Below are 22,106 nucleotides of genomic sequence, written 5' to 3'. Positions count from 1 at the left end.
GGTCAGTCGTCGCCGATCCCGCGCGCATGGAGCGCGTCGCCGGACTCGTGCGCGCGGGCGACGACGCGGATCACGAAGGGGGAGAGGTACGCCCTGGGGTTGCGGTCGAGCCCGCGCGCGCGGGCCGCGTCCCGGGTCTCGCGGGCGATCGCGATCGTCCCCGGCAGCGCGCCGATCGTGAGCGCCACCGTCAGGGCCACGCGGTCCGGATCGACCCCGACCACCCGCAGCGGTCGCGCCCACCGGGTCAGGGCGTCGACCATCTCGTTGACCGAGGTCGTGGCCGTCAGCGACAACGCGGCCAGGCCCAGGCTGAGCAGGTCGAGGAAGGTCTCGACGGCCTTCTCCGCGCCGTACCACCACCACTGGAAGGCGCTCGCGACGACCGCGATGAGCAGCACGCCGCGCGCCGCGCGCCACACCGACCGCAGTGGCACCCGGCCCAGCGCCGCCAGCAGCAGCGTCACCGCGAGGAAGACCACCGCCCACCGGACGTCGCGCACGACCACGATCGCCAGGCTGAGCACGGCGAGGCCGAGCACCTTCGCGCCCACCGGGAGCCGGTGGAGGATCGTGTCGCCGGGCTGGTGCAGCCCGGCCATCAGGTCGCTCATCCGTCGACGTCCACCATGTCGGTGTAGTGCGCAACGGCCCCCCGGGGCGAGCCGTCGAAGACCACCCTCGAGCTGTCGACCACGAGCACCCGGTCGCAGCGGGCAGCCAGCTCGAGGTCGTGGGTGACGAGCACGAGCTGCTGGTCGAGCCCGAACAGCGTGTCACCGACGCGTCGGGTGTTGGCCCGGTCGAGCAACGTGGTCGGCTCGTCGGCGACGACGATCGTCGGGTCGAGCGCGAGGACCCCTGCGAGGGCCAGGAGCTGCCGCTGGCCGCCCGAGAGGGAGTGGACGGAGTCGTGAGCATGGTCGGCGAGGCCATTCGCGGCGAGCACACCGAGCGCCCGCTCGCGCCGGGCTGCGGAGTCCTTGACGGTGCGGCGCAGCGACAGCTCGATGTCCTCCACGCACGTCGGCATCACGAGCTGGGCCGCCGGGTCGGTGAAGCAGAACCCCACCATGCGGCGTACGGCGGCGCCCTCGCGCACCACGTCGCGCCCCCCGATGCTCACCCGGCCCGACGAGGGACGTACGAGTCCGTTGAGGAGACGCGCGAGGGTCGACTTGCCCGACCCGTTGGCGCCGATGACCCCGATGCGGTGCTCGGTGAGCGTCAGCGTGGTGGGAGCGAGGATCTCGCGCTCGCCGCGGCCGGGCAGGGGTACGCGGACCGCGGCGGCGTCGAGCTGGATCGTGGGCAAGGAGTCAGTCGCGGTGGAGCAGCTGCGGGAAGGCGCGGTGCACCTCGGCGGCGATCATCGCCACCAGCGACGTCTTGACGAGGTCGCCGATCCAGAACGGCATGTCGTAGGTGAGGGCCTCGCCGAACGTGACGTCGAAGTGGAGCATCATCCCGACGATCCCGAACGTGTGGATGACCAGGATGCTGGCGGTGATCGAGCACGCGAAGACGTAGAGGGCACGCGTACGCCGCTCGCGGGCGACGTACTTCACGAGGAACCCACCGAGGGCTGCGGCGATCGGGAACGAGATCAGGTAGCCACCGCTCGGTCCGCTGAAGACGCCGATGCCCGAGGAGTGCTCGGCGAAGACCGGGAGGCCGACGGTGCCGAGCGCGAGGTAGAGCGTGACCGCGGAGAAGCCGCGCAGCGGTCCGAGGATGCAGCCGGCGAGCATGACGGTGAGGGTCTGGAGCGTGATCGGCACGCCGGCGCTGCCGATCGGGATCGCGCCGATGTAGGCGCTGGCGCTGATGAGGGCGGCGAAGGCCGCGACCAGCGCGATGTCGCGCGTCGGCGACGAGGACCCCGCGGGGGAGTGGGCGGGGGCGGTCTCGGGCTGGGTGGTGGCAGTCATCGGGGGTCCTTGCTGAGCGCGACGGGCGACCTGAACGGTGTTCAGGTTAGGCTCGGGGGGAAGGCAGCGTCAACGGCGTCCGCGGGTCGGGAGGATGTGTGGCTCATCACCGCAGCGACGTGCTCGCGCACGCCGTCACCCTGCTCGACACCCACGGCCTCGCCGCGCTGACCATGCGCCGGCTCGGGGCCGGGCTCGGCGTGCAGCCCAGCGCGATCTACCACCACTTCGCCAGCAAGCAGGAGCTCCTCGCCGCCGTCGCCGACGAGATCCTCGTCCGCGGGGCTCGACCGCGGACGGCCGACGAGTGGCCCGACCAGCTGCGCGAGGTCTGCTCCGAGCTGCGCCACGCCATGCTCGCGTGCACCGACGGGGCCGACGTGGTCGCCACCGTGTGGGCCTTCGGGCTCGGCGCCGCAGGCCCGGTGGCGGAGATGGAGAAGGTGATGGCTGACGCCGGTGTTCCCGACGAGCTCGTCGCCGTCGCCTCGCGGACGCTCGTCCACTACGTCTTCGGGCACGCCTTCGAGGAGCAGACCGCCCGCCAGGCCGTACGCCTCGGTGCCGTCGAGCGGTCGCTGGAGTCGCTGCCCGACTTCGACCTCGGCCTGGACCTGGTCATCGACGGGCTGCGGGCCCGGCTCGCCTGATCCCCCTCGCACCCTCGATACCTGGGGACGAGATGGTGGGCCGCGGACGTGATCGACCCACCAGACAGTCCCTGGATGTCCAGTGTGGTCAGGCCGAGGTGTCGACGTCCGCGCCGTGCAGCTCCGCGAGCAGCACGCCGCCGGCGAGGTCGAGCCTCGTCATCCTCAGCACCGCGGTCGACAGGTCGACTCCGTCCAGGCTCGCGCCGCGCAGGTCGGTGCGGTCGAGGTTGGCCTGCCGCAGCACCGCCCGGTCGAGGCGGGCGCGAGCGAGGGAGGTGAGGGTGAGGTCGGACATCGACAGGTCGGCCTCCCGCAGGTCGACGCCGGCGAGGTCGAGCCGCGAGAGGTTGGTCCCGCGGATCGTCACGCTGAGCCACGAGCCGCCGCTCACGGTGAGCGGCCGCAGCGCGCACTCCGCGAAGCTGCTGCCGACCAGCTTGCAGCCGTCGAGGGTCGCGTCGAAGAACGACGTACGCCGGAAGTCGCAGCCGACGAACGCGCTCGCCGTGTGGGTCGAGGCGTTGAAGCGTCCACCGTGGAAGGTGCAGCGCTCGAACATCGCCCCCGTGGTGGTCGCCTCGGAGAGGTCGACGTCGGTGAAGGTGCAGTCGACGAACCGGACCGCCCCGAGCTCCTCGCCGTACCAGTCCTCGTCGCGGAAGTGTGTGCCAGTGGCTGTCCGAGGGTCGCTCACACGCGCCACCGTATCCGTGCGCCCCGGACCGGCCCGACGGATAGGGTCATGCCCGTGATCGCGTCCCACCAGCACCGCTTCATCTTCCTCAAGACCCGCAAGACCGCGGGCACGAGCGTGGAGATCGCGCTGTCCAAGGTGTGCGGCCCCGACGACGTGATCACCGAGATCAGCCCCGAGGACGAGGCGTTGCGCCAGGCCGCCGGGGGACGCGCCCCGCAGAACTTCGAGTCGCCGCCGCAGCCGCGCAAGGCCTACAACCACATGGGTGCCAAGGCCGTGCGTGACCTGGTGGGGGCGGAGACGTTCGCCGACTACTTCACCTTTGCGATCGAGCGGAACCCGTGGGACGCGGTCGTCTCGCTCTACTTCTGGAAGTACAAGGACCGCCCCGAGCTGCCCGACTTCGAGACCTACGTCCAGGAGATCTGGATCGAGCAGCTCTCCAACAACCGCCGGCTCTACCGCATCCGCGGCAAGATGGCGCTCGACCGGGTCCTGCGCTACGAGAACCTCGACGCCGAGCTGACCGAGGTCTGGGAGCACCTCGGACTGCCCGGTACGCCGGACCTCCCGCGCGCCAAGGGCAACGCCCGGCCGGCGGGGCACTACCGCGAGCTCTACACGCCGACGTCGAAGGAGCGCGTGGCAACGGTGTTCGCCGACACCATCGAGGCCTTCGGCTACGAGTTCTGATGTCGCGGTTCGCTCCCGGCGAGGTGATCTCGCGCCGGGAGGTGCTCCACGGCGACCTCTGGCTCTCGCACCCGGTCACGGTCGTGTCCGACGACGGGGAGGTGCTCGCGACCCGGCTCGACCCGGGCTCGCCGTTCACCTTCCCCGACCACCCCTTCGGCCCCCACCCGTGGGGCGCGCATACGCAGTGGGGAGGCTCGATCGTGCTGCACCTCTCACGCGCGGCGACGGCGTACGGCGTCTGGAAGTTCTTCGACGCCGACGGCACGTTCCGCCACTGGTACGTCAACTTCGAGCCGCCGATCGTCCGCGTGCCCGGCGGCTACGAGACCGATGACCACGGCCTCGACCTGATCATCCACCCGGACGGACGTCGCGAGTGGAAGGACGTCGAGGACCTGCACCACCAGCGGGCCGAGGGCCGGATCACGTCCGAGACGGTCGGTGAGGTGCTGGCGACGGCCGCGTCACTCGTCGACCTCCTCGACGAGGACCGCCGCTGGTGGTCCGACTGGGACGACTGGTCTCCCTAGGCCGTGGCCGCCAGGAGCCGCTCGCACTCCGCGACGAGCCGCGCCCGCAGCGGCGCCCCGCGCTCGGCGAAGACGCGCTGCGCCTCGACGTAGGCCGCCTTGCCTTCCGCCGTCTCGATCCTCACCGGCTCGAAGCCGAGGTCGACGAGGTCGTACGGCGCCGCCCGCATGTCGAGCTCGCGGATGTCGCGCGCGAGCTCGAAGCAGTCGGCCACCAGGTCGCTCGGGATCATCGGCGTCAGCCTGAAGGCGTGCTTGTAGAGGTCCATCCCGGCGTGCAGGCACCCCGGCTGCTCGAAGGACGGCCGGTCGTCACGCCCCGGCTGGAGCGTGTTGAGCGGCCGCGCTGTCGGGGTGAAGAAGCGGAAGGCGTCGAAGTGCGAGCAGCCGATCCGGTGCGACTCCACCACCGCGTCGGTGCCCTCCTGTCCCAGCCGCAGCGGCCAGTCGTGCCGCTTCCCGAACTCGGCGGCGCGGTGCACCATCGCCCACTCGTGCAGCCCGAAGCAGCCGAACTGCGGCGCGCGCCCGGCGGTGGCACTCAACAGCGCGTGCACCTGCGTGAGCAGCGGCCGCTGGGCGTCGACGTACGACTGGGCGACGGCGACCTGGTCGCTCGCTGGTCGAGCAGCGAGCGGCGACCCGTCCGCTGGTTGAGCAGCGAGCGCAGCGAGCGTGTCGAGACCGAGGACCTCGTAGCCCTTCAGTCCTGCGTGGTCGGGAGCATCCTCGAGCACCACCCCGAACCCGGGGTGCCAGCGCCGGAGCTGGGCGGGGCGCTGGGAGTAGTAGGTGAAGAGGAAGTCGTGGACCGGGTGCTTGACCTGCTCGGAGCGCCGCACGAGGTGCGGCGCGACGAACGCATCCACGCGCGCAGCATGGGCCTCGGCCCGTGGGCGCCACTCGACCGCAGGAAGCACCTTCATCAATCCGAGGCTAGTGCGTGGACGCCTCCGGGCAGACACTGACGAGATGGATCCCACCCGCAGCGCCGGTCTGGACCGCGCGCATGTCCTGGCCCTCGAGTGGCTCGATTCGCTGGCAGGGCGCCCGGTGCCTCCGCGCCTCACCACCGACGAGGTCGCCCAGCGGCTCGACCCGGTCCTTCCCGACGGCCCCACCGATGCGGCCACGGTGGTCGACGAGCTCGCCGCGGCGTGCGACCCGGGGCTGACTGCGATGCCGGGCGGTCGGTTCTTCGGCTTCGTCATCGGCGGCACCCACCCCGCCGCGCTCGCCGTCGACTGGCTGGTGAGCGCGTGGGACCAGAACTCCGGGCTGCGCGTCCTCACGCCGGCCCACTCGGCGGTGGAGGACCTCACCGAGACCTGGCTGCTCGACCTCCTCGGGCTCCCGCCGGGAAGTGCGGTCGGGTTCGTGACCGGCGGGACGATGGCCAACTTCACCTGCTTGGCCGCCGCCCGCGACGAGGTGCTGCGCCGCCACGGCTGGGACGTCGCGTCCCAGGGCCTGGCCGACTCGCCGGGCGTACGCGTCGTGGTGGGCGCCGAGCGGCACGACACCATCGACCTGGCTCTGCGCTACCTCGGGCTGGGCACCCCAGAGGCGGTGGCCGCCGACGACCAGGGTCGCGTCGAGCCCGCGGCCCTCGCGGCCGCGCTCGAGGCAGGGGATGGTCGTCCCACCATCGTCTGCCTCCAGGCCGGCAACGTGCACTCCGGCGCCTTCGACCCGTTCGAGGCGTGCATCGCCGCCGCCCACGACGCCGGCGCGTGGGTCCACGTCGACGGCGCCTTCGGTCTCTTCGCCGCCGCCTCCCCGACGCGGCGCCACCTGACGGCCGGCTTCGAGACCGCCGACTCCTGGGCGACCGACGCCCACAAGACGCTCAACGTCCCCTACGACTGCGGCCTCGCGATCGTCCGCGACCGCGCCGCCCTGCGCGCGGCGATGGGCATGCACGGCGACTACCTGATCTTCGACGTGGCGGGGGAGCCGATGGACAAGGTCCCCGAGATCAGTCGCAGGGGCCGCGCGTTCCCGGTGTGGGCGGTGCTGCGCGCACTCGGCCGGGACGGGGTGGCGAACCTCGTCGACGGGTTCTGCGACCACGCCCGGACCTTCGCCGACGGCATCGCAGCGATCGACGGCGCCGAGGTCCTCAACGACGTCGACTTCACCCAGGTGTGCGCCGCCTTCGGCGACGACGACCACACCCGCGCGGTCGTCGACTCGATGCTGGCGGACGGTACGGCGTGGACGACCGGCTCGCGGTGGCGCGGCCGGGCGGTGCTCCGGGTGAGCGTCAGCAACTGGTCCACGACGGCCGCGGACGTGGACGCCAGCCTCGAGGCCCTCTGCCGGGCGGCGGCCGGCAATCCCCCCACAGGGGTGTAGACCCGGCGCCGGAGCCCGACACAATGAAAAGCACGGGGTGCGCGAGGGACCGGCCCGGGGACACGGGGGTGCACGCCGGGTCGGTCCTTTGTCCGCTTCCTCGATAGGCTCGACCCATGCGCATCTGTCGGTTCAGCACGGGCGAGGAGCCGCGTTTCGGCGTCGTCACCGGAGAGGTCGACGAGTTCGGCCAGCCGGCCGAGGACTCGGTCGTCGTCGCCCTCGCGGGCGACCCCCTCTACGTCGGGATCAAGATCCTCGAGGAGCAGTACGCGCTCAGCGACGTACGACTGCTCGCGCCGATCATCCCGCGCAGCAAGGTGGTCGGCATCGGCCGCAACTACGCCGCGCACGCCGCCGAGCTCGGCAACGACCTCCCGGCCGAGCCGTTGATGTTCCTCAAGCCCAACACCACGGTCGTCGGACCGGGTGACCCGATCTTCTACCCGCCGCAGACCAGCGACCTCCACTACGAGGGCGAGCTCGCCGTCGTGATCGGCCGGATCTGCCGCGACGTCCCCGTCGAGCAGGCCACCGACGTGATCTTCGGCTACACGATCGCCAACGACGTGACCGCGCGCGACCTGCAGAAGTCCGACGTGCAGTTCACGCGGGCCAAGGGCTTCGACTCCTTCTGCCCCCTGGGGCCGTGGATCGAGACCGACCTCGACCCGCAGGACTTCGTCGACGGCCGCACGGTGCAGACCTACCTCAACGGCGACGTCGTCCAGGACGGCTCGACCGCCGACATGATCTTCGACGTCCCGGCTCTGGTCGCCCACGTCTCCTCCGTGATGACGCTGCTGCCCGGCGACGTCATCCTCACCGGCACCCCCGAGGGTGTCGGCCCCATGCAGGTCGGTGACGAGGTCGAGATCTCGATCGCCGGCATCGGCGCCCTGACCAACACCGTGTCCCAGAGGAACTGACCCACCGATGAGCAGCGTCCGCGTCCGCTTCTGCCCCTCGCCCACCGGCTCCCCGCACGTCGGGCTGGTCCGCACGGCCCTGTTCAACTGGGCCTTCGCGCGCCACCACGGCGGGTCGATCGTCTTCCGCATGGAGGACACCGACAAGGAGCGCAGCACCCAGGAGTCCTACGACGCCATCCTCGACCTGTGGCGCTGGCTCGGCCTCGACTGGGACGAGGGCATCGAGGTCGGTGGACCGCACGGCCCCTACAAGCAGAGCGAGCGCGGCGACATCTACCGCGACGTCCTCGCCCGCCTGCGCGCGTCGTCGTACACCTATGACTGCTTCTGCCGCAACGACGAGGTCGACGCGCGTCGCAAGGCCAGCGGCTCCAAGATGCAGGGGTACGACGGCTTCTGCCGCGACCTGTCCGCCGAGCAGCGAGCCGCCTTCGAGGCCGAGGGCCGCGCGCCGATCGTGCGTTTCCGGATGCCCGACGGCTCGATCACGTGGGACGACGTGGTCCGTGGCGACATCACCTTCGAGACCGAGAACGTCCCTGACTTCGCCCTCTCACGCGCCAACGGCGACCCGCTCTACACGCTGGTCAACCCGGTCGACGATGCGATGATGGAGATCACCCACGTCCTGCGCGGCGAGGACCTGCTCTCCAGCACGCCGCGCCAGCTCGCGCTCTTCGGTGCGCTCGTCGACCTCGGCATCGCCCGGGAGGTCCCGGCCTACGGGCACCTGCCCTACGTCATGGGCCAGGGCAACAAGAAGCTCTCCAAGCGCGACCCCGAGGCGCACGCGCTGGCCTACCGCGAGCAGGGATTCCTGCCCGAGGGCCTGCTCAACTACCTCGCGCTGCTCGGCTGGGCGATCGCCGCCGACCGCGACATCTTCACGATGGCGGAAATGGTGGAGGCGTTCGACATCAAGGACGTCAACCCCAACCCGGCCCGCTTCGACCTCAAGAAGGCGGAGGCGATCAACGCCTCGCACATGCGGCTGCTCTCCGTCGAGGACATCACCCACCGCGCGCTGCCGTTCCTCAAGGAGGCAGGCGTCGTGAGCGACCCCGTCTCCGACGCGGACGCGCAGCTGCTCGAGCTGGCGATGCCGCTGGTCGCCGAACGGATCAACAAGCTCACCGAGGCGCCGGCGATGCTCGGGTTCCTCTTCGTCGACGAGGCGGACTTCACCCGCGACGAGGCCGACGTCGCCAAGCTGCTCGACGAGACGGGACGCGGCGTCGTCCAGGCGTCGTACGACGCCCTCGAGGGTCTGCACGAGTGGTCGACCGCCGCCATCGAGGAGGCGCTGCGCGTGGCGCTGATCGAGGGCATGGAGCTCAAGCCCCGGGTGGCCTTCGGCCCGGTCCGGGTCGCCGTCACCGGCGCACGGATCAGCCCGCCGCTGTTCGAGTCGCTGGAGCTGCTGGGCCGCGAGCGCAGCCTGGCGCGCCTGCAGTCCGCCGTGCAGGTCGAGCCGGCCTGAGACGACCGACGTGACCACTCCGCTGACGCCCGACTTCCGGCCGCAGTACCACCAGCTGCACCGCGTCGGTCGCCCCGGGATCTGGCGCTCGCTCGTCGGATCGGTGCTGGCGCTGGTGCTGGTGTTCGCGCTCGTGCCGATCGTCGCAGGCGGTGTGGCCTTCGTGCTGCTGCTCGCCACCGGCGACAGCACGGCGGAGGCCGGGGCGGTCCTCGACGTCACTGCCGAGGCCACGCCCGCAGGTCTGGCGCTGCTCAACATCGTCATCGCCCTCGCCATCCCGGTGACCTGGGCGCTCACGTGGTGGTTGCACCGCCTCAAGCCGCGCTGGCTGTCGTCGGTCGCACCGCGGCTGCGCTGGCGCTACCTCTTCGTCTGCCTCGCGCTGTCGTTCGTGGCGCTCCTGGCGTCGCTGGGAGTCAGCGTGCTGCTGCCCCTCGCGCCGGGGGAGTCGCCGGTCGGTGAGGTCAACGAGTTCACCACGCAGACGCGCAACTTCCTGCTCGTGATCCTGCTGCTCACGCCCCTGCAGGCGGCCGGCGAGGAGTACCTCTTCCGTGGCTACCTCACGCAGGCCTTCGGCTCCCTGGTCTGGGCGCGGCGCGCGTCGCAGGCGCTCGCGGTGCTGGCGCCGGCGCTGATCTTCGCGCTGTTCCACGGGTTCTCCCAGGACGCGCCGGTCTTCTTCGACCGGTTCGCCTTCGGGGTCGTGGCAGGCATCCTCGTGATCCGCACCGGCGGGCTCGAGGCGGCCATCGCGATGCACGTCCTCAACAACTTCCTGGCCTTCGGGCTGGCCCTCGCCTTCGGCGACCTCACGACGGCGCTCAACGCCACCGGCGGCAGCAGCTGGTGGATGATCCTCTCCACGCTGACGCAGTCCCTGGTCTACCTCGCGCTCGCGACGTGGGTCGCCAGGGCCATGGGCATGGTCAACGTCGGCCCAGCGATCGGGAGCACGCTGCCACCTCCGGTCGGGGACCCCGTTTTGGAGGGCCCACCTCCGCGCGTGTAACGTTCGGGATCGGTTCCGCAAGGAACCACGTGGTGGTCAGGCGATCGCACCTCGATCGATCTGATACCCCCATGGGGTATGGTGTAATTGGCAACACGGCTGGTTCTGGTCCAGTTGTTCTAGGTTCGAGTCCTAGTACCCCAGCGAGTTCGGATCCCTCGGATCCGGATTTGGAGCGACACTCCAACTTCGGTAGAGTTTCCTCCGCCGCTCACTGAGCGGCATCTGCAAGCCCCCGTCGTCTAGCGGCCTAGGACGTCGCCCTCTCACGGCGGTAACGCCGGTTCAAATCCGGTCGGGGGTACCAACGCAGCAACGAAGGGCCCGGTCCCAGACCGGGCCCTTCGTCGTGTCGCCTGCTTCGGGTGATCCCGCGGTGCCGTCCGGGACGCCACTATCGCTCCATGAGCGCCTCCGTGATGATCCTTGTCGGGCTGCTGCTGGCCGTTGCGGGGATCTGGTCCGTACGCCTGGTGCTGGTGAGCGCCGGCGCCGGTGCGGCCTGGTTGCTGGCCGACGCGTTCGGGGCCGGCACGGGCACCGGGCTCCTGATCGCGGCGGCAGGCGGCGTCATCGCCTTCATCACCGGACTGCTCGCAGCGCGCATGCTCTTCTTCGTCATCGGCCTCGTGGTCGGTGCGGTCGTCGGTGCCCGTCTCTTCACGATCCTCGACTCGGGCGAGGCGAGCGTGCTGCTCGCGGTGGTGTTCGTCCCTGCGGTCGCCTTCCTCGGCGCCGTCGCCGTCGGGCGCTGGCGCGAGCGGATGGTGGGCTGGGCGACCGCGATCGGCGGTTCGGCGCTCGTGCTCGCCGGCGTGAGTCGACTGGACTCCGGCGTCCCGGGATTCGATCGTGACCCGCAGGGCTACGGCGAGCAGGGGATCGCCCTGGCGGCGTGGGTCGCGCTCGCCGTGCTGTCCAGGATCGCCCAGCGCCGCTGGATGTCGTCCTGTACGTCGGAGTCCAGGTGAGCGACGGAGAGGCCCGGGCCGAACCCGCGGATCCCGGGCCCGGGCCGGACGTCGAGCTCGGGAGCGACAAGGCACCCCGGCCTGCCTGGGTGCGGCCGGTGGTCATCGTGGTCATCCTGGTCGTCTGCGGCTGGCTGGCCTCGACCTTCCTCGGCGCCATCGACTGGGAGGCGGTCGGCGAGGCGCTCGGTCGCCTCTCCTTGTGGCAGGTGCTGGCGCTGGTGGCCGTGCTCCTCCTGCGCCAGACGCTCAATGCCTATCCGCTGGCGTTGTTCATCACGGGCCTCGGTGCCGCCCGCGCACTGCTCAACGACCTCGTCGCCTCGATGATGGTGGTCGTCGCGCCGCCGCCGGGGGACCTCGTGGTCCGGGTGGCGATGTTCCGCACGTGGGGCATCGAACCGTCGCGTGGGCTCGCGGGCGCGACCATGAACATGCTCGCGTTCTACGTGAACCGGTTCGCTGCGCCGCTCATCGGCCTCCTCGTGCTGGCGACCCTCGGCAGCGGCACGCAGCGGGTCGGCGCCTCCGTGGCGAGCGTGGTGGTCGCCATCGTGATGACGGTGGTCCTCTCGCTCATGGTCCGCCGGGAGGAGTTCGCCTCCCGGCTGGGCAGGGCCGCCGGCAACACCGTGCGTCGCGTGCGGTCCTCGGTGGACCCCGAGGCGTGGTCCGAGGCGGCGACGGGGTTCCAGGAGCACGTCTCGGAGGGCTACCGGCGCGCGTTCCCCCGCTCGCTCCTGGCCCTGACGCTGATGGTGCTCACGGATGCCTGCATCCTGCTGCTGGCCGCCCGTTTCGTCGGGATCTCGGCGGCGGACCTCCCTGCCTACGAGATCATCGGCATGTTCTTCCTCGCCTACCCGTTGACCCTGCCGCCGCTGATGGGGCTCGGCATCTTCGACGTCGTCCTGCTCGGCGCCTTCCTCGAGGTCGGCGGCGCAGCACTCGAGCCCGAGCTGGTGGCGGCCCTGACCGTGTGGCGAGCCGTGACCATCCTGGGGCCGATCCTGCTGGGAGGAATCGTCACCGTGATCTGGCGCCACCGCACCCGCGGCACGGCGGGTGCGTCACCGGCCGGCTGAGGCCGGACCGGAAGCGGCTCAGCGCACCTGGAAGAAGAGCCCGCGGCCGCCCTTGGTCACGACCAGGAGGCTGTCGTGGAGCTCGACGTTGTCGGCCGTGCCGTCGAGCAGCGCCAGCACCTCACGCTCGGTCTTGCCGGCGGCGCCGGTGCACCGCCCCTGCTGCACGGACGTGTTGGCGAACGCCAGGCTCGCGCCGTCGACGCGCACCGTGGTCCGCCCGCTTCGGCAGCCTGTGAAGACCCGGGAGAGGCCGTCCGCCGCCACGTCGAGGCGCGGGCGCCGGGTGTCGACCGGGAGCCGCGAGACGGCGCCGTCGGACACCGTGCCGAGGACGGTCCACGTCGCCCCGAGGAGGCTGTCGAGGTCCTCCGAGGGCGCGCTCGCCAGCTCGATGACGACCCCGTCCGCCTCCCACGTGAGGGCGCCGTCGGCCTGCGTGGCGGTGACGCCCGTGGTGAGCAGGTCGCTGAGCCACTGGTCCTGGTCCATCAGCTCCGGCTCGCACATCATCATCGTGGCTGCGGGCGGGCCGCTCCATGCGAGCATGCTGCCGTCCACCTCGAAGGGACCGAACAGGGTGTTGCACCCGGCGTAGGCCGACATCGTGTCGCCGTCGAAGGTCACCTCGACGGACGACCCCGGCACCAGGTCGTGCCCCTCGACGGACGTGGAGGCGTACGACGTCGCGTCGAGCGCGGCGGCGTCGAGGTCGGCGGCAGCGACCTCGGCCGACGAGGTGGAGGACGTCGGCGAGGTCGAGGGCGACGACGTGGCGCCCTCGCCATCGTCTGAGTCCCCTCCGCACGCCGTGAGCAGCCCGGCGAGCAGCAGCCCGGCCGCGAGCCGCACCGTCCACCCGACCCGGTCGGCAGGGGAGCGGTGGCGCCTCGATTCCGTCGTGGTGTGCATGCCGGTGTCCTTTCCCGCGGGTGCACCGAGTCTGGTGAGCGGGTGGCCCGGTGCCCTCCCCCCTTTCGGGCGATCGGGCGGTCCGGACCGCCCACCGGATTCGGGTGAGCGGCACCCCGGCGACGTGCTCTACTTTCCAGCGACGATCGTTGACGGAGGTGGGCTGGTGGCTGAGTCTCCCGGGTGGGTGGACCGGGTGGGCGAGCTGGCGAGCCGTCTGCGTCTGCGGCCGGCCGGCGTGGCCTGGGCGGTGCTGTTCATCTGCCTCTCGCTGACCCCGTCGCTGCTCCCGCGACCGCCCGTGTTCCAGGGCGTCGTGAGCGGGGTGGCCGCCGTCTGCGGCTATGCGTTCGGCCTGTTCCTCGCGTGGTGCTGGCGAGGCCTGCGTGACCGTGAGCGCGAGCCCTGGCCGGCGTGGGCGGTGTGGAGCCTCCTGCTCGGAGGCACCGCCGTGGTCCTCGTGAGCGTCGTCCTCGGCGTCCGCTGGCAGGAGGAGGCACACGACCTCGCCGAGACAGCGGCGACCCCGGTGTCGTACGTCCTGCTGACGCCGCCGGTCACCCTGCTGGTGGCTGCCCTGCTGCTCGCCCTGGCCCGCGGGATCCGGTGGCTGTTCCACCGGTTGGTCCGCACCCTCGAACGCTTGCTCAAGCCGTCCGTGGCCCGCGTCCTCGGGGTCATGGTGGTGGGACTCGTCTCCTGGAGCCTGATCAGCGGGGTGGCCGCCGACGCCGCGCTCCGCACGCTCGACGCCACCTTCGCCGTCCGCGACCTCGAGACCCCGCCCGGGGCGGTCAAGCCCACCACCGAGCTGCGCTCGGGCAGCGACGCGTCCCTCATCGAGTGGGAGTCACTCGGACGTGAGGGACGTGCCTTCCTCGGCCGTGGGCCCACTGCCGAGGACATCGCCGACCTCACCGGGCGGCCCGCGATCGAGCCGATCCGCGCCTACGCCGGCCTGGGCAACGCCGAGGACGCGGAGGCGCGGGCGGCGCTCGCCGTGGACGACCTCGAGCGCGCAGGCGGGTTCGACCGCGAGTACCTCCTGGTGGTCACCACCACCGGCACCGGCTGGGTCGAGCCCAGCTCGGTCAACGGCTTCGAGTACGTCACGGGCGGGGACTCCGCGATCGTCGGCATGCAGTACTCACACCTCGCCTCGTGGCTGTCGTTCCTGGTCGACGCGGCCCGCGCGCGTGAGGCCGGTCGAGCGCTGTTCGACGCGGTCTACGAGCGCTGGTCCGTCCTGCCGCGCGACGACCGGCCCGAGCTCTACGTCTTCGGCGAGAGCGTCGGCTCGTTCGGGGCCGAGGAGGCCTTCAGCGGCGAGTTCGACTTCAACAACCGGACGTCCGGTGCCCTCCTGGTGGGCCCGCCCCACTTCAACCCGCTCTACCGCAGCTTCGTCGAGGGCCGTGACCCCGGTTCGCGCGAGATCGAGCCGATCTACCGTGACGGTCGGATCATCCGCTTCACCACGAGTGCCGAGCGCCCCCAGCCGGAGGACCAGCCGTGGGAGGGGAGCCGCGTGCTCTACCTGCAGCACGCCTCCGACCCCGTCACCTGGTGGACCTCCGACCTGGTGCTGACCCGGCCGGACTGGCTCGAGGAGAGGCGCGGCGACGACGTGCCGGGCGAGATGCACTGGATCCCGTTCGTCACGTTCCTCCAGGTCTCCGCCGACCTCGCCGGCGCGTTCTCGACCCAGCCGGCCCACGGGCACAACTTCTCGGGGGAGCACGCAGCCGCCTGGGTCAACGTGCTCCAGCCCGAGGGATGGAGCCAGGAGATCACCGAGCGGCTGCGCCAGGAGCTCGCCCGCTACCCCTGAGGCTTCACGGCCAGCACGGCGCAGTCGGCGCCGAGCAGGATCCGCTGTGCGACGCTGCCCATCAGCAGCTTGCCGACCGGGGAGCGCTTGCGCAGCCCGATGACGATGAGGTCACCGGCCACCTCGGCCGCGACGGCGAGCACCTGGTCGCCGACGTCGGCGCCCATCGAGCGTCGTACGTCGACCTCGACGCCGGCTCCGCCGAGCTCGGTCGCCAGCCGGGCCAGCTGGTCCTCGTCGGCGTAGCGCTCGTCCACGAGGGCGTCGCCGCGGGTGGCGTTGACCACCACGACCCGGCCCCCGCGCAGCTGCGCCTCCTCGACCCCGCGCGCCAGCGCAGCCTCGCCGAACTCGTCGGGCGTCCAGCCCACCACGATCACGCTTGCTGCGTCACTCATCGCACCTTCTCCTCTTCCTCGGATGTGCCGGATGCGTCCAGGTCCTGTGCGACCGCTGCGGGTGCGGGCCGCACCGAGCGGACCACGATCGGGGTGATGACCACCAGCGCGACGATCACGTAGATCACCACGGCGAGCGGCTCGCTCCACAGCGCCGAGACGTCCCCGCCGGAGATCGCCATCGCCTCGCGGAGCTTGGACTCCATCAGCGGTCCGAGGATCACGCCGAGGATGAGAGGCAGCACCGGCAGTGCGAAGCGCCGCATCGCCAGCCCGAGCAGGCCGAGCACGAGCAGCAGGAACAGGTCGAAGGACTGCAGGTTGGTGGCGTAGGCGCCCAGCGCGGAGAAGAACAGGATCCCTGCGTAGAGCTGCGGCCGGGGGATGCGCAGCAGCTTGGCCCAGGCCGGGGCGAGCGGCAGGTTCAGCACCAGCAGCAGCGCGTTGCCGACGAGCAGGCTGGCCAGCAGCGCCCACACCAGCTCGGGCTGGTCGGTCATCAGGCTGGGGCCGGGCTCGATGCCGTACCCCTGGAGCGCGGCGAGCATCACCGCGGACGTCGCGGTCACCGGCAGGCCGAGGGCGAGCAGCGGCACGAAGGTGCCGGCGGCGGACGCGTTGTTGGCCGCCTCCGGGCCGGCGACACCCTCGATGGCACCGCGTCCGAACTCGTCCTGGCCGCGACGACCGGCGAGCTTCTTCTCGGTGACGTAGGAGAGGAACGTCGGGATCTCCGCGCCACCGGCCGGCAGGGCGCCGAACGGGAAGCCGTACGCCGTCCCGCGCAGCCAGGGCCCCCACGAGCGCTTGAGGTCCGTGCCGCTCAGCCAGGGCTGGCCGACCGGGATGATCTGCAGGGGGCTGCGCCGCAGGTGCGCGGCGACCCAGAAGGCCTCGCCCAGGGCGAAGATGGCCACCGCGACCACGACCACGTCGATCCGGTCGGCGAGCAGCGGCTGGTCGAAGCTCAGCCGCGGCTGGCCGGTGTTGAGGTCGAGCCCGACGAGACCGATGGTCAGTCCGATGAACAGAGCGATGAAGCCGCGCAGCCACGATCCGCCGAGCACGCTCGTGACCATCACCATGGTGAGGACCATGAGCGCGAAGTAGGACGGAGCGCCGATCTCGTTGGCCACCGACGCCAGCGCCGGCGCGAAGAACACGACCAGCAGGGTGCCGATGGTGCCGGCGATGAAGGACCCGATCGCGGCGGTGGCGAGGGCCTGGGAGGCCCGTCCGGCCTTGGCCATCAGGTTGCCCTCGAGCGCGGTCATCACCGAGGCCGACTCGCCGGGGGTGTTGAGCAGGATCGCGGTGGTCGAGCCGCCGTACATCCCGCCGTAGTAGATGCCGGCGAACATGATGAACGCCGGGATCGGGTCCATGCCGTAGGTCACGGGCAGCAGCAGGGCGACCGCCATCGCGGGGCCGATGCCGGGCAGCACGCCGACGAACGTGCCGAGCAGCACGCCGATCGCGGCGAAGAGGAGGTTCTGCGGGGTGAGGACGGATCCGAATCCGTCCATGAGCAGTCCGAGGTTGTCCATCAGAGCACCCCGTCCAGGATCCCGGCGGGGAGGATGACGCCCAGCACCTCGTGGAAGAAGTACCAGCTGCTCACCGACATCACGATGCCGACGAGGACGTCACGCACCAGCGTGCGGCTGCCGAGGGCCCAGGCCGAGCCGACGAAGAGGACGGCGCCGCTCACGGCCCAGCCGAGGAACGAGACGGTCAGCGCGGTGAAGAGCAGCACGCCGACCAGCTTGAGGACGGTCACCCAGTCCGCGGGCTGGCGCAGGTCGACGTCCTCGCCGCCCTCGGCCTGCGGCACGTCGCCGCGGAAGGTGGCCAGCACGAGCAGCAGCCCGAGGACCACCGTCACCGCGCCGATGGCGTAGGGGAACAGGCGCGGGCCGACGGGGTCGCCGAAGCCGATCCGCAGGGTCGTGGCCTCGTAGAAGGTGTAGGCGCCGACGACGACGAGCGCCGCGGCCAGGCCGAGCTGGGCCAGGTCCCGCTCAGGGGCCGGCGGCGCCGTGGGCGGCGCGTCCGTGCTCGGGTCAGGGGTGGTGTCGAGTGGTGTGCTCACAGCAGGTCCAGCTCCTCGAGGGTGGTGGCGACGCGCTCGTCCTGCTCCTTGAGGAACTGGGAGAAGTCGTCGCCGGTCTTGAACTCGTCGATCCAGCCGTTGTCCTCGAGGGCCTGTTGCCACTCGGGGGTCTCGTGCATCTCCTCGAGCATCGCGATCAGCTCGTCGCGCCGCTCCTCGCTGATGCCCGGAGGCGCGAAGACGCCGCGCCAGTTGGTGAAGACCAGGTCGATGTCGGACTCGACGAGCGTGGGTGCCTCGCTGACACCGTCACCCGTGAGCCGCTCCTCGCCGGAGACCGCGAGCAGGCGCAGGTCGCCGGTCTTGAGCTGGCCCTCGAACTCGCCCACGCCGGAGAAGCCGACGTCGATCTTGTTGCCGAGCAGGGCGCTGGTGAGCGGCCCGCCGCCGTCGTAGGGCACGTACGTCACGTCGCGCGCGTCGATGTCGACCGCGGTCGCGAGCTGCATGGGGAACAGGTGGTCGGGGCCACCGGGGGAGGAGCCGCCGCCGACGACGATCGAGGCCGGGTCGTCCTGCCACGCCTTCACCAGGTCGTCGATGGTCTCGAAGGGCGAGTCGGCCGGGACCAGCACGCCCTCCTGGTCCTCGATGAGCTGCGCGAGCGGCGTGGCGTCGTCGAGCTTGTAGGGGGCGCCGAAGGAGTAGAGCGAGCCGACGACGCCGAGACCGGCGGTCATCATGGTGCGCTCGTCGCCCTCGGCGTTCATCAGCCGGGTCATCGCGACCGAGCCCCCGGCGCCGATCACGTTGGTCACCTCGAAGGAGCCACCCGTGATGTCGCCGTTCTCCATCACCGCGACCGCTGCCCGACCGGTCTGGTCGTAGCCGCCGCCCGGGCTGTTGGGGATCAGCATCGTCATGTCGCTGCTCTGGTCACCGCGGGTGACCCCGCAGCCGGTGGCCAGCAGCAGGGTCGCGCCGAGCGACAGCGCCACGGCGACGGACCGCCTCGTGCGTGGGCGCATCATGTGGTCTCCTCTTCTGTCGGGCGTCGCTCCCTCGGGTTCTGGGGGAGCGACTCCGACGATGGTGGAGACTTCGTGTGGTGCTCGTCACGCTTGGGTAAGCAATGGAGGTTGTGGAACTTGTGGTCACGCTCGCGCTGGTGGCCGGCGACGCTGGCCGGCCAGTTCCTGGTGCTCCAGCTCACCGTGCTGCTTGCGGTGGTCGCCGCGGCCAGCATGGTGTCGGTGCAGCAGAGCGACGCCGACTTCCGTGACACCCGCGGCGCGCGGCTGCGGGCGGCCGCGGAGTCGATGGCCAACATCGCCGCGGTGCGCGACCCCTACCTCGAGGGCGAGGTCGCGGACCGGCGGGCGTCGCTGACGTCGTACACCCAGCAGGTGCGCACCAACGTGCAGGCCAGCGGTGTCTACCTCACCGACCCCGACGGGGTGGTGCTGGTGAGCAGCGACTTCGGCGGCCGCGAGCGACGCATCGACCTCGACGACAGCACGGTCCAGCAGCTGCGCACCTGGACCGGTGACGTCGACGACTTCGGCACCGCCTCCATCGCGGCCCAGGTGCCGATCATCGACGACGGCGGCAATCTCGTCGGGATCGCGATGGTGGCCGAGGAGTACCCGACCTGGAGCGAGCGCGCGCGCAGCGTGCTGCCGGACCTGCTCACCTTCGCGGGGCTCGGTCTCGGTCTCGGGGTGGCGGGCTCCTTCCTGCTCTCGCGCCTGATCCGACGTCGTACGCGCGGCCTCGAGCCCGCCGCCATCGCCGCCCTCGCCGACCAGCGCGAGGCGCTTCTGCACTCGATCCGTGAGGGTGTGTGTTCGCGGTGGCGGACGACGGCACGATCACGGTGCTCAGCGACAGCGCACGCGAGCTGATCGGCCTCGACGGCGACGTCGAGGGCCGACGGGTCGACGACCTCGACCTCGACCCCGCCATCCGCGGCCTGCTGACCGACGACGCCGAGATCCGCGACCACGTGGTCGTCCTCGGCGACCGGGTCCTGGTCGTCAACCGCAACCCGGTGCTCGAGCGCGGCCGCCGGGTCGCGTCGGTCACCACGCTGCGTGACCGCACCGAGCTGCTGGCACTCCAGAGCGAGCTCAGCGCACGCCAGTCGATCACCAACACCCTGCGCGCGCAGACCCACGAGTTCCACAACCAGCTGCACACCATCTCGGGCCTCGTGCAGCTGGGGGAGTACGACGAGGTGTCGCGGCTCATCGGCACGCTGAGCCGGCGGCGGGCCGAGATCTCCGATGCGGTGACCGCCCACGTCGAGGACCCCGCCGTCGCGGCGCTGCTCATCGCGAAGACCAGCCTGGCTGCCGAGCGCGGCGTGGACCTGCGCCTGAGCGGGGACAGCGACCTGCCCCGGCTCGACCCCGAGTCGTCGACCGACGTCGGCACCGTCCTGGGCAACCTCGTCGACAACGCCGTGGACGCGTCGGTGTCGGTGGGGGGCACGTCCGTCGAGGTCACGCTGCACCTCGACGAGGCCACCGTGCGCCTGGGTGTGGCCGACACTGGGCCGGGCGTGCCGCCGGACCGCGTCGGCGAGATCTTCCGGCGGGGCTGGAGCTCCAAGGCGTCGACCGTCGAGGGCCGGGGTGTCGGGCTCGCACTCGTCCAGGTCGTCTGCGAACGTCGGGGAGGCGGTGTCACCGTGCGGGCCGGCGAGACCGGTGGCGCGGTGTTCGAGGCCGTGCTCAAGGGCGTGCAGTCCGGCGTGGAGCAAGGAGCGGAGGCGCGATGACCGAGGTGACGGTGCTCGTCGTCGACGACGACTTCATGGTCGCCCGCATCCACACGCAGTTCGTCGAGCGCACCCCCGGCTTCCGCGTGGTCGGGGTGGCCAGCAGCGGCCAGGCCGCCCTCGACGACATCGCCCGGCTGCGTCCCGACCTGGTGCTCCTCGACGTGCACCTGCCTGACATGACCGGCATCGTGGTGCTGCGGCGACTGCGCGCCGACGGCGACGACGTCGGCGTGCTCGTGGTGACGGCGGCCCGTGAGGCCGACACCGTGCGTGCGGCCGCGTCCGGCGGAGCGGTGCACTACCTCGTCAAGCCGTTCGACTACGACGACCTCCGTGTCCGCCTCGAGTCGTTCCGCACCGCGCACCTTGCGCTCTCGGGGTCGGGAGCTCCGGGGCAGCAGGACATCGACGCCGTCTTCGGTGCTGCCGCCCCGGCGGCGGCAGCGGCCCTGCCGAAGGGACTGAGCCCGGAGACGGCCGACTCGGTGGAGGAGTCCCTGCGCGCGGCGGGTGAGCTGTCCGCGGCCGAGTGCGCCGACGCCGTCGGCATCTCCCGCGTCTCCGCCCGTCGCTACCTCGAGCACTTCGTCGCCCGCGGGTCGGCGTCGGTGCGCCTGCAGTACGGCGGGGGCGGGCGCCCCGAGCGTCGCTACCGTTCCGGGGTCTGACCCACGTCGCGCGGTGCGTCCGTTCGACCTGGACGTCAGGTCAGGCGGGCGTCGCCGACCACGACGTCGGTCACCGCGACGTCCACGACCGGCCGGGTGCCGGCACCGAGCAGGTCGGACACGACGGAGGTGACGACCCCGCGAGCGTCGTCGGCGGCGCCGGGAAGGGCCGTGCCGTAGGCACAGACGAGGTCGATCTCGACCCGGGTCAGGCGGTCGTCGTCGTCGATCGTGAGGTCGATCCGCTCGGCCGTCAGGTCCGGGCGGGTCCGCAGCGCGTCCCGCAGCCCGGCGCGCACGACGCGCGAGGCGACGTACGTCCTGGAGCCGTGCTCGTCCTGCGCGGTGGACGAGTCAGCTGCGACGACGACGATCGGGCGCGACGGCATGACGGTCGCGCGCACGCGGCGCTTCACCGCCTGGGACACCGACTCCCAGTCCTCGGGCTCCTCTGCCTGGGCGGCGACGACGGCCCGCTCGAGGGGGCCTGTGGGGCTCAACGCCATCGTGCCATCCTCTCTGCCAGTTGCCGACGACCGCGGTGCAGGTGCCCGCGAACGCTTCCGACCGTGGTGCCCATCGCGTGGGCGATCTCGTCGTAGCCGAGACCTTCGACCTCGCGCAGCAGCCATGCGGCGCGTTGGTTCCACGGTAGTTCGTCCAGCGCCTCCTGCAAGGCCTCGAGCAGCTCGGAGTCCATCACGTCCTGCAGCGGGTTGTCATCGGCGACCCGGATCACGTGGGACAGGAGGTCGTCGTCGATGGGCGTGGGACGGCGGTGGCGGATCAGGTCCACTGCACGCCGGTGCACCAGTCGGAACAGCCAGGTGCGCAGCGACGAGTCGCCCCGGAAGCTGTCGAGGCCCTTCCACGCGGAGATGAACGCCTCCTGCACGACCTCGCCGGCGTCGGCCTCGCTGCCGCCGACCAGGCGGCGGGCGTAGCGCAGCATGCCCGGGCCGTGCCGGTCCACCAGCTCCCCGAAGGCCGCGTCATCACCCAGCCGCGCCGCGCGCACGAGCGCCGCGTCGGTGGCGGGCTCGAGGCCGTCGGCAGGCACGGGAGAAGTGTGCAGGGTGTGCACAAGACATCTCGTCCGCGGGGTGATCGG

Annotated in this window: 25 protein-coding genes and 2 tRNA genes; 15 read left to right on the top strand and 12 right to left on the bottom strand. The window is 71.5% G+C overall.

Going from position 1 to position 22,106, the window contains the following annotated elements:
* Positions 1 to 2 precede the first annotated feature (2 nt).
* The 3 genes from BM127_RS06825 to BM127_RS06815 are packed head-to-tail and all read right to left on the bottom strand — an operon-like array spanning position 3 to position 1,931.
* Positions 3 to 614: an energy-coupling factor transporter transmembrane component T family protein gene (locus BM127_RS06825; protein WP_091196349.1), complete on the bottom strand. Its 612-nt coding sequence runs from the start codon at positions 612 to 614 to the stop codon at positions 3 to 5.
* Positions 611 to 1,315: an energy-coupling factor ABC transporter ATP-binding protein gene (locus BM127_RS06820; protein ID WP_091196346.1), complete on the bottom strand. Its 705-nt coding sequence runs from the start codon at positions 1,313 to 1,315 to the stop codon at positions 611 to 613. Before BM127_RS06820 ends, BM127_RS06825 begins: the two co-directional genes overlap by 4 nt.
* A 4-nt stretch (positions 1,316 to 1,319) precedes the next feature.
* Complete coding sequence (locus BM127_RS06815; RefSeq protein WP_091196343.1) at positions 1,320 to 1,931, bottom strand: biotin transporter BioY; 612 nt, start codon at positions 1,929 to 1,931, stop codon at positions 1,320 to 1,322.
* A 98-nt stretch (positions 1,932 to 2,029) separates the two neighbouring features.
* On the opposite strand from BM127_RS06815, the gene BM127_RS06810 reads away from it, so the two are divergent.
* Positions 2,030 to 2,581 carry a TetR family transcriptional regulator gene (locus BM127_RS06810; RefSeq protein ID WP_091196340.1) on the top strand — a complete coding sequence of 184 codons (552 nt, stop codon included), beginning with the start codon at positions 2,030 to 2,032 and terminating at the stop codon, positions 2,579 to 2,581.
* Positions 2,582 to 2,669: 88 nt separating this feature from the next.
* Here the strand turns inward: BM127_RS06810 and BM127_RS06805 are convergent, their stop codons facing one another.
* Positions 2,670 to 3,278 (bottom strand): pentapeptide repeat-containing protein, encoded by a 609-nt coding sequence (locus BM127_RS06805; RefSeq protein ID WP_091196337.1) that lies wholly within the window; start codon positions 3,276 to 3,278, stop codon positions 2,670 to 2,672.
* A 54-nt stretch (positions 3,279 to 3,332) separates the two neighbouring features.
* Between BM127_RS06805 and BM127_RS06800 the strand changes: the two genes are divergently transcribed.
* Positions 3,333 to 3,974, top strand: a complete 642-nt coding sequence (locus BM127_RS06800) for a sulfotransferase family protein (protein WP_139227674.1) — start codon at positions 3,333 to 3,335, stop codon at positions 3,972 to 3,974.
* Positions 3,974 to 4,507, top strand: coding sequence for a ribonuclease FAU-1 family protein (locus BM127_RS06795; protein ID WP_091196332.1), 534 nt, complete (start codon positions 3,974 to 3,976; stop codon positions 4,505 to 4,507). The genes BM127_RS06800 and BM127_RS06795 overlap by 1 nt, the downstream gene beginning before the upstream one ends.
* Here the strand turns inward: BM127_RS06795 and BM127_RS06790 are convergent.
* Entirely contained in the window at positions 4,504 to 5,433 is a 930-nt protein-coding gene (locus BM127_RS06790) for a 3-methyladenine DNA glycosylase (protein ID WP_091196329.1), read from the bottom strand. The genes BM127_RS06795 and BM127_RS06790 overlap by 4 nt on opposite strands.
* A 46-nt stretch (positions 5,434 to 5,479) precedes the next feature.
* On the opposite strand from BM127_RS06790, the gene BM127_RS06785 reads away from it, so the two are divergent.
* The 8 genes from BM127_RS06785 (at position 5,480) to BM127_RS06750 (ending at position 12,348) form a co-directional block, all read left to right on the top strand.
* Positions 5,480 to 6,865: a pyridoxal phosphate-dependent decarboxylase family protein gene (locus tag BM127_RS06785; RefSeq protein WP_091196327.1), complete on the top strand. Its 1,386-nt coding sequence runs from the start codon at positions 5,480 to 5,482 to the stop codon at positions 6,863 to 6,865.
* A gap of 116 nt (positions 6,866 to 6,981) precedes the next feature.
* The gene (locus BM127_RS06780) at positions 6,982 to 7,794 is read left to right on the top strand and encodes a fumarylacetoacetate hydrolase family protein (RefSeq protein ID WP_091196325.1); all 813 of its coding nucleotides are present in this window, start codon (positions 6,982 to 6,984) and stop codon (positions 7,792 to 7,794) included.
* 7 nt (positions 7,795 to 7,801) lie between these two features.
* The gene (gene gltX, locus BM127_RS06775) at positions 7,802 to 9,277 is read left to right on the top strand and encodes a glutamate--tRNA ligase (protein WP_091196322.1); all 1,476 of its coding nucleotides are present in this window, start codon (positions 7,802 to 7,804) and stop codon (positions 9,275 to 9,277) included.
* 10 nt (positions 9,278 to 9,287) lie between these two features.
* Positions 9,288 to 10,292 carry a CPBP family intramembrane glutamic endopeptidase gene (locus tag BM127_RS06770; RefSeq protein WP_091196319.1) on the top strand — a complete coding sequence of 335 codons (1,005 nt, stop codon included), beginning with the start codon at positions 9,288 to 9,290 and terminating at the stop codon, positions 10,290 to 10,292.
* 72 nt (positions 10,293 to 10,364) lie between these two features.
* A tRNA-Gln gene (locus tag BM127_RS06765) sits at positions 10,365 to 10,436 on the top strand.
* A gap of 87 nt (positions 10,437 to 10,523) precedes the next feature.
* Positions 10,524 to 10,599, top strand: a tRNA-Glu gene (locus BM127_RS06760).
* 97 nt (positions 10,600 to 10,696) lie between these two features.
* Entirely contained in the window at positions 10,697 to 11,263 is a 567-nt protein-coding gene (locus tag BM127_RS06755; protein WP_091196316.1) for a hypothetical protein, read from the top strand.
* Positions 11,260 to 12,348: a lysylphosphatidylglycerol synthase domain-containing protein gene (locus BM127_RS06750; protein WP_157829518.1), complete on the top strand. Its 1,089-nt coding sequence runs from the start codon at positions 11,260 to 11,262 to the stop codon at positions 12,346 to 12,348. Before BM127_RS06755 ends, BM127_RS06750 begins: the two co-directional genes overlap by 4 nt.
* Positions 12,349 to 12,366: 18 nt before the next feature.
* Here the strand turns inward: BM127_RS06750 and BM127_RS06745 are convergent, their stop codons facing one another.
* Entirely contained in the window at positions 12,367 to 13,260 is an 894-nt protein-coding gene (locus BM127_RS06745) for an META domain-containing protein (RefSeq protein WP_091196311.1), read from the bottom strand.
* 166 nt (positions 13,261 to 13,426) lie between these two features.
* On the opposite strand from BM127_RS06745, the gene BM127_RS06740 reads away from it, so the two are divergent.
* Complete coding sequence (locus tag BM127_RS06740) at positions 13,427 to 15,091, top strand: alpha/beta hydrolase (protein ID WP_175507336.1); 1,665 nt, start codon at positions 13,427 to 13,429, stop codon at positions 15,089 to 15,091.
* Here BM127_RS06740 and BM127_RS06735 read toward each other — a convergent pair.
* The 4 genes from BM127_RS06735 to BM127_RS06720 are packed head-to-tail and all read right to left on the bottom strand — an operon-like array spanning position 15,082 to position 18,573.
* The gene (locus tag BM127_RS06735) at positions 15,082 to 15,489 is read right to left on the bottom strand and encodes a universal stress protein (protein ID WP_198554213.1); all 408 of its coding nucleotides are present in this window, start codon (positions 15,487 to 15,489) and stop codon (positions 15,082 to 15,084) included. The genes BM127_RS06740 and BM127_RS06735 overlap by 10 nt on opposite strands.
* On the bottom strand, positions 15,486 to 17,036 hold the full coding sequence (locus BM127_RS06730) for a tripartite tricarboxylate transporter permease (RefSeq protein ID WP_091196307.1): 1,551 nt from the start codon (positions 17,034 to 17,036) through the stop codon (positions 15,486 to 15,488). The genes BM127_RS06735 and BM127_RS06730 overlap by 4 nt, the downstream gene beginning before the upstream one ends.
* Positions 17,036 to 17,581, bottom strand: coding sequence for a tripartite tricarboxylate transporter TctB family protein (locus tag BM127_RS06725; protein ID WP_091196304.1), 546 nt, complete (start codon positions 17,579 to 17,581; stop codon positions 17,036 to 17,038). The genes BM127_RS06730 and BM127_RS06725 overlap by 1 nt, the downstream gene beginning before the upstream one ends.
* Positions 17,578 to 18,573: a Bug family tripartite tricarboxylate transporter substrate binding protein gene (locus BM127_RS06720; RefSeq protein WP_231263297.1), complete on the bottom strand. Its 996-nt coding sequence runs from the start codon at positions 18,571 to 18,573 to the stop codon at positions 17,578 to 17,580. The genes BM127_RS06725 and BM127_RS06720 overlap by 4 nt, the downstream gene beginning before the upstream one ends.
* A 117-nt stretch (positions 18,574 to 18,690) precedes the next feature.
* Here BM127_RS06720 and BM127_RS22515 point away from each other — a divergent pair, with 117 nt between their 5' ends.
* Genes BM127_RS22515 through BM127_RS06710 form a run of 3 tightly spaced genes read left to right on the top strand, consistent with a single transcriptional unit; the run spans position 18,691 to position 20,995 of the window.
* Complete coding sequence (locus BM127_RS22515; protein ID WP_198554212.1) at positions 18,691 to 19,446, top strand: hypothetical protein; 756 nt, start codon at positions 18,691 to 18,693, stop codon at positions 19,444 to 19,446.
* Positions 19,395 to 20,324, top strand: coding sequence for a sensor histidine kinase (locus tag BM127_RS22510; protein ID WP_198554211.1), 930 nt, complete (start codon positions 19,395 to 19,397; stop codon positions 20,322 to 20,324). The genes BM127_RS22515 and BM127_RS22510 overlap by 52 nt, the downstream gene beginning before the upstream one ends.
* Positions 20,321 to 20,995 (top strand): response regulator, encoded by a 675-nt coding sequence (locus BM127_RS06710; RefSeq protein WP_091196302.1) that lies wholly within the window; start codon positions 20,321 to 20,323, stop codon positions 20,993 to 20,995. The genes BM127_RS22510 and BM127_RS06710 overlap by 4 nt, the downstream gene beginning before the upstream one ends.
* Before the next feature lie 35 nt (positions 20,996 to 21,030).
* Here the strand turns inward: BM127_RS06710 and BM127_RS06705 are convergent, their stop codons facing one another.
* Both BM127_RS06705 and BM127_RS06700 read right to left on the bottom strand, forming a co-directional pair.
* Positions 21,031 to 21,501, bottom strand: a complete 471-nt coding sequence (locus BM127_RS06705) for a hypothetical protein (protein ID WP_091196299.1) — start codon at positions 21,499 to 21,501, stop codon at positions 21,031 to 21,033.
* The gene (locus BM127_RS06700) at positions 21,492 to 22,055 is read right to left on the bottom strand and encodes an RNA polymerase sigma factor (RefSeq protein WP_231263296.1); all 564 of its coding nucleotides are present in this window, start codon (positions 22,053 to 22,055) and stop codon (positions 21,492 to 21,494) included. The genes BM127_RS06705 and BM127_RS06700 overlap by 10 nt, the downstream gene beginning before the upstream one ends.
* Between the last annotated feature and the right edge of the window lie 51 nt (positions 22,056 to 22,106).

The organism is Nocardioides alpinus (assembly GCF_900112035.1).
Classification (GTDB): Bacteria; Actinomycetota; Actinomycetes; order Propionibacteriales; family Nocardioidaceae; genus Nocardioides; species Nocardioides alpinus.
The sequence above is the reverse complement of the archived record's forward strand: the minus strand, read 5'-3'. Positions and strand labels throughout refer to the sequence as shown.

What these genes read in the sequence shown, in the direction of transcription:
- BM127_RS06730 (WP_091196307.1), bottom strand. Translation starts at nt 17,036, where the DNA reads ATGGACAACCTCGGACTGCTCATGGACGGATTCGGATCCGTCCTCACC.
- BM127_RS06710 (WP_091196302.1), top strand. Translation starts at nt 20,321, where the DNA reads ATGACCGAGGTGACGGTGCTCGTCGTCGACGACGACTTCATGGTCGCC.
- gltX (WP_091196322.1), top strand. Translation starts at nt 7,802, where the DNA reads ATGAGCAGCGTCCGCGTCCGCTTCTGCCCCTCGCCCACCGGCTCCCCG.
- BM127_RS06785 (WP_091196327.1), top strand. Translation starts at nt 5,480, where the DNA reads ATGGATCCCACCCGCAGCGCCGGTCTGGACCGCGCGCATGTCCTGGCC.
- BM127_RS06705 (WP_091196299.1), bottom strand. Translation starts at nt 21,501, where the DNA reads ATGGCGTTGAGCCCCACAGGCCCCCTCGAGCGGGCCGTCGTCGCCGCC.
- BM127_RS06755 (WP_091196316.1), top strand. Translation starts at nt 10,697, where the DNA reads ATGAGCGCCTCCGTGATGATCCTTGTCGGGCTGCTGCTGGCCGTTGCG.
- BM127_RS06790 (WP_091196329.1), bottom strand. Translation starts at nt 5,433, where the DNA reads ATGAAGGTGCTTCCTGCGGTCGAGTGGCGCCCACGGGCCGAGGCCCAT.
- BM127_RS06795 (WP_091196332.1), top strand. Translation starts at nt 3,974, where the DNA reads ATGTCGCGGTTCGCTCCCGGCGAGGTGATCTCGCGCCGGGAGGTGCTC.
- BM127_RS06780 (WP_091196325.1), top strand. Translation starts at nt 6,982, where the DNA reads ATGCGCATCTGTCGGTTCAGCACGGGCGAGGAGCCGCGTTTCGGCGTC.
- BM127_RS06815 (WP_091196343.1), bottom strand. Translation starts at nt 1,931, where the DNA reads ATGACTGCCACCACCCAGCCCGAGACCGCCCCCGCCCACTCCCCCGCG.
- BM127_RS06720 (WP_231263297.1), bottom strand. Translation starts at nt 18,573, where the DNA reads ATGATGCGCCCACGCACGAGGCGGTCCGTCGCCGTGGCGCTGTCGCTC.
- BM127_RS06825 (WP_091196349.1), bottom strand. Translation starts at nt 614, where the DNA reads ATGAGCGACCTGATGGCCGGGCTGCACCAGCCCGGCGACACGATCCTC.
- BM127_RS06735 (WP_198554213.1), bottom strand. Translation starts at nt 15,489, where the DNA reads ATGAGTGACGCAGCAAGCGTGATCGTGGTGGGCTGGACGCCCGACGAG.
- BM127_RS06745 (WP_091196311.1), bottom strand. Translation starts at nt 13,260, where the DNA reads ATGCACACCACGACGGAATCGAGGCGCCACCGCTCCCCTGCCGACCGG.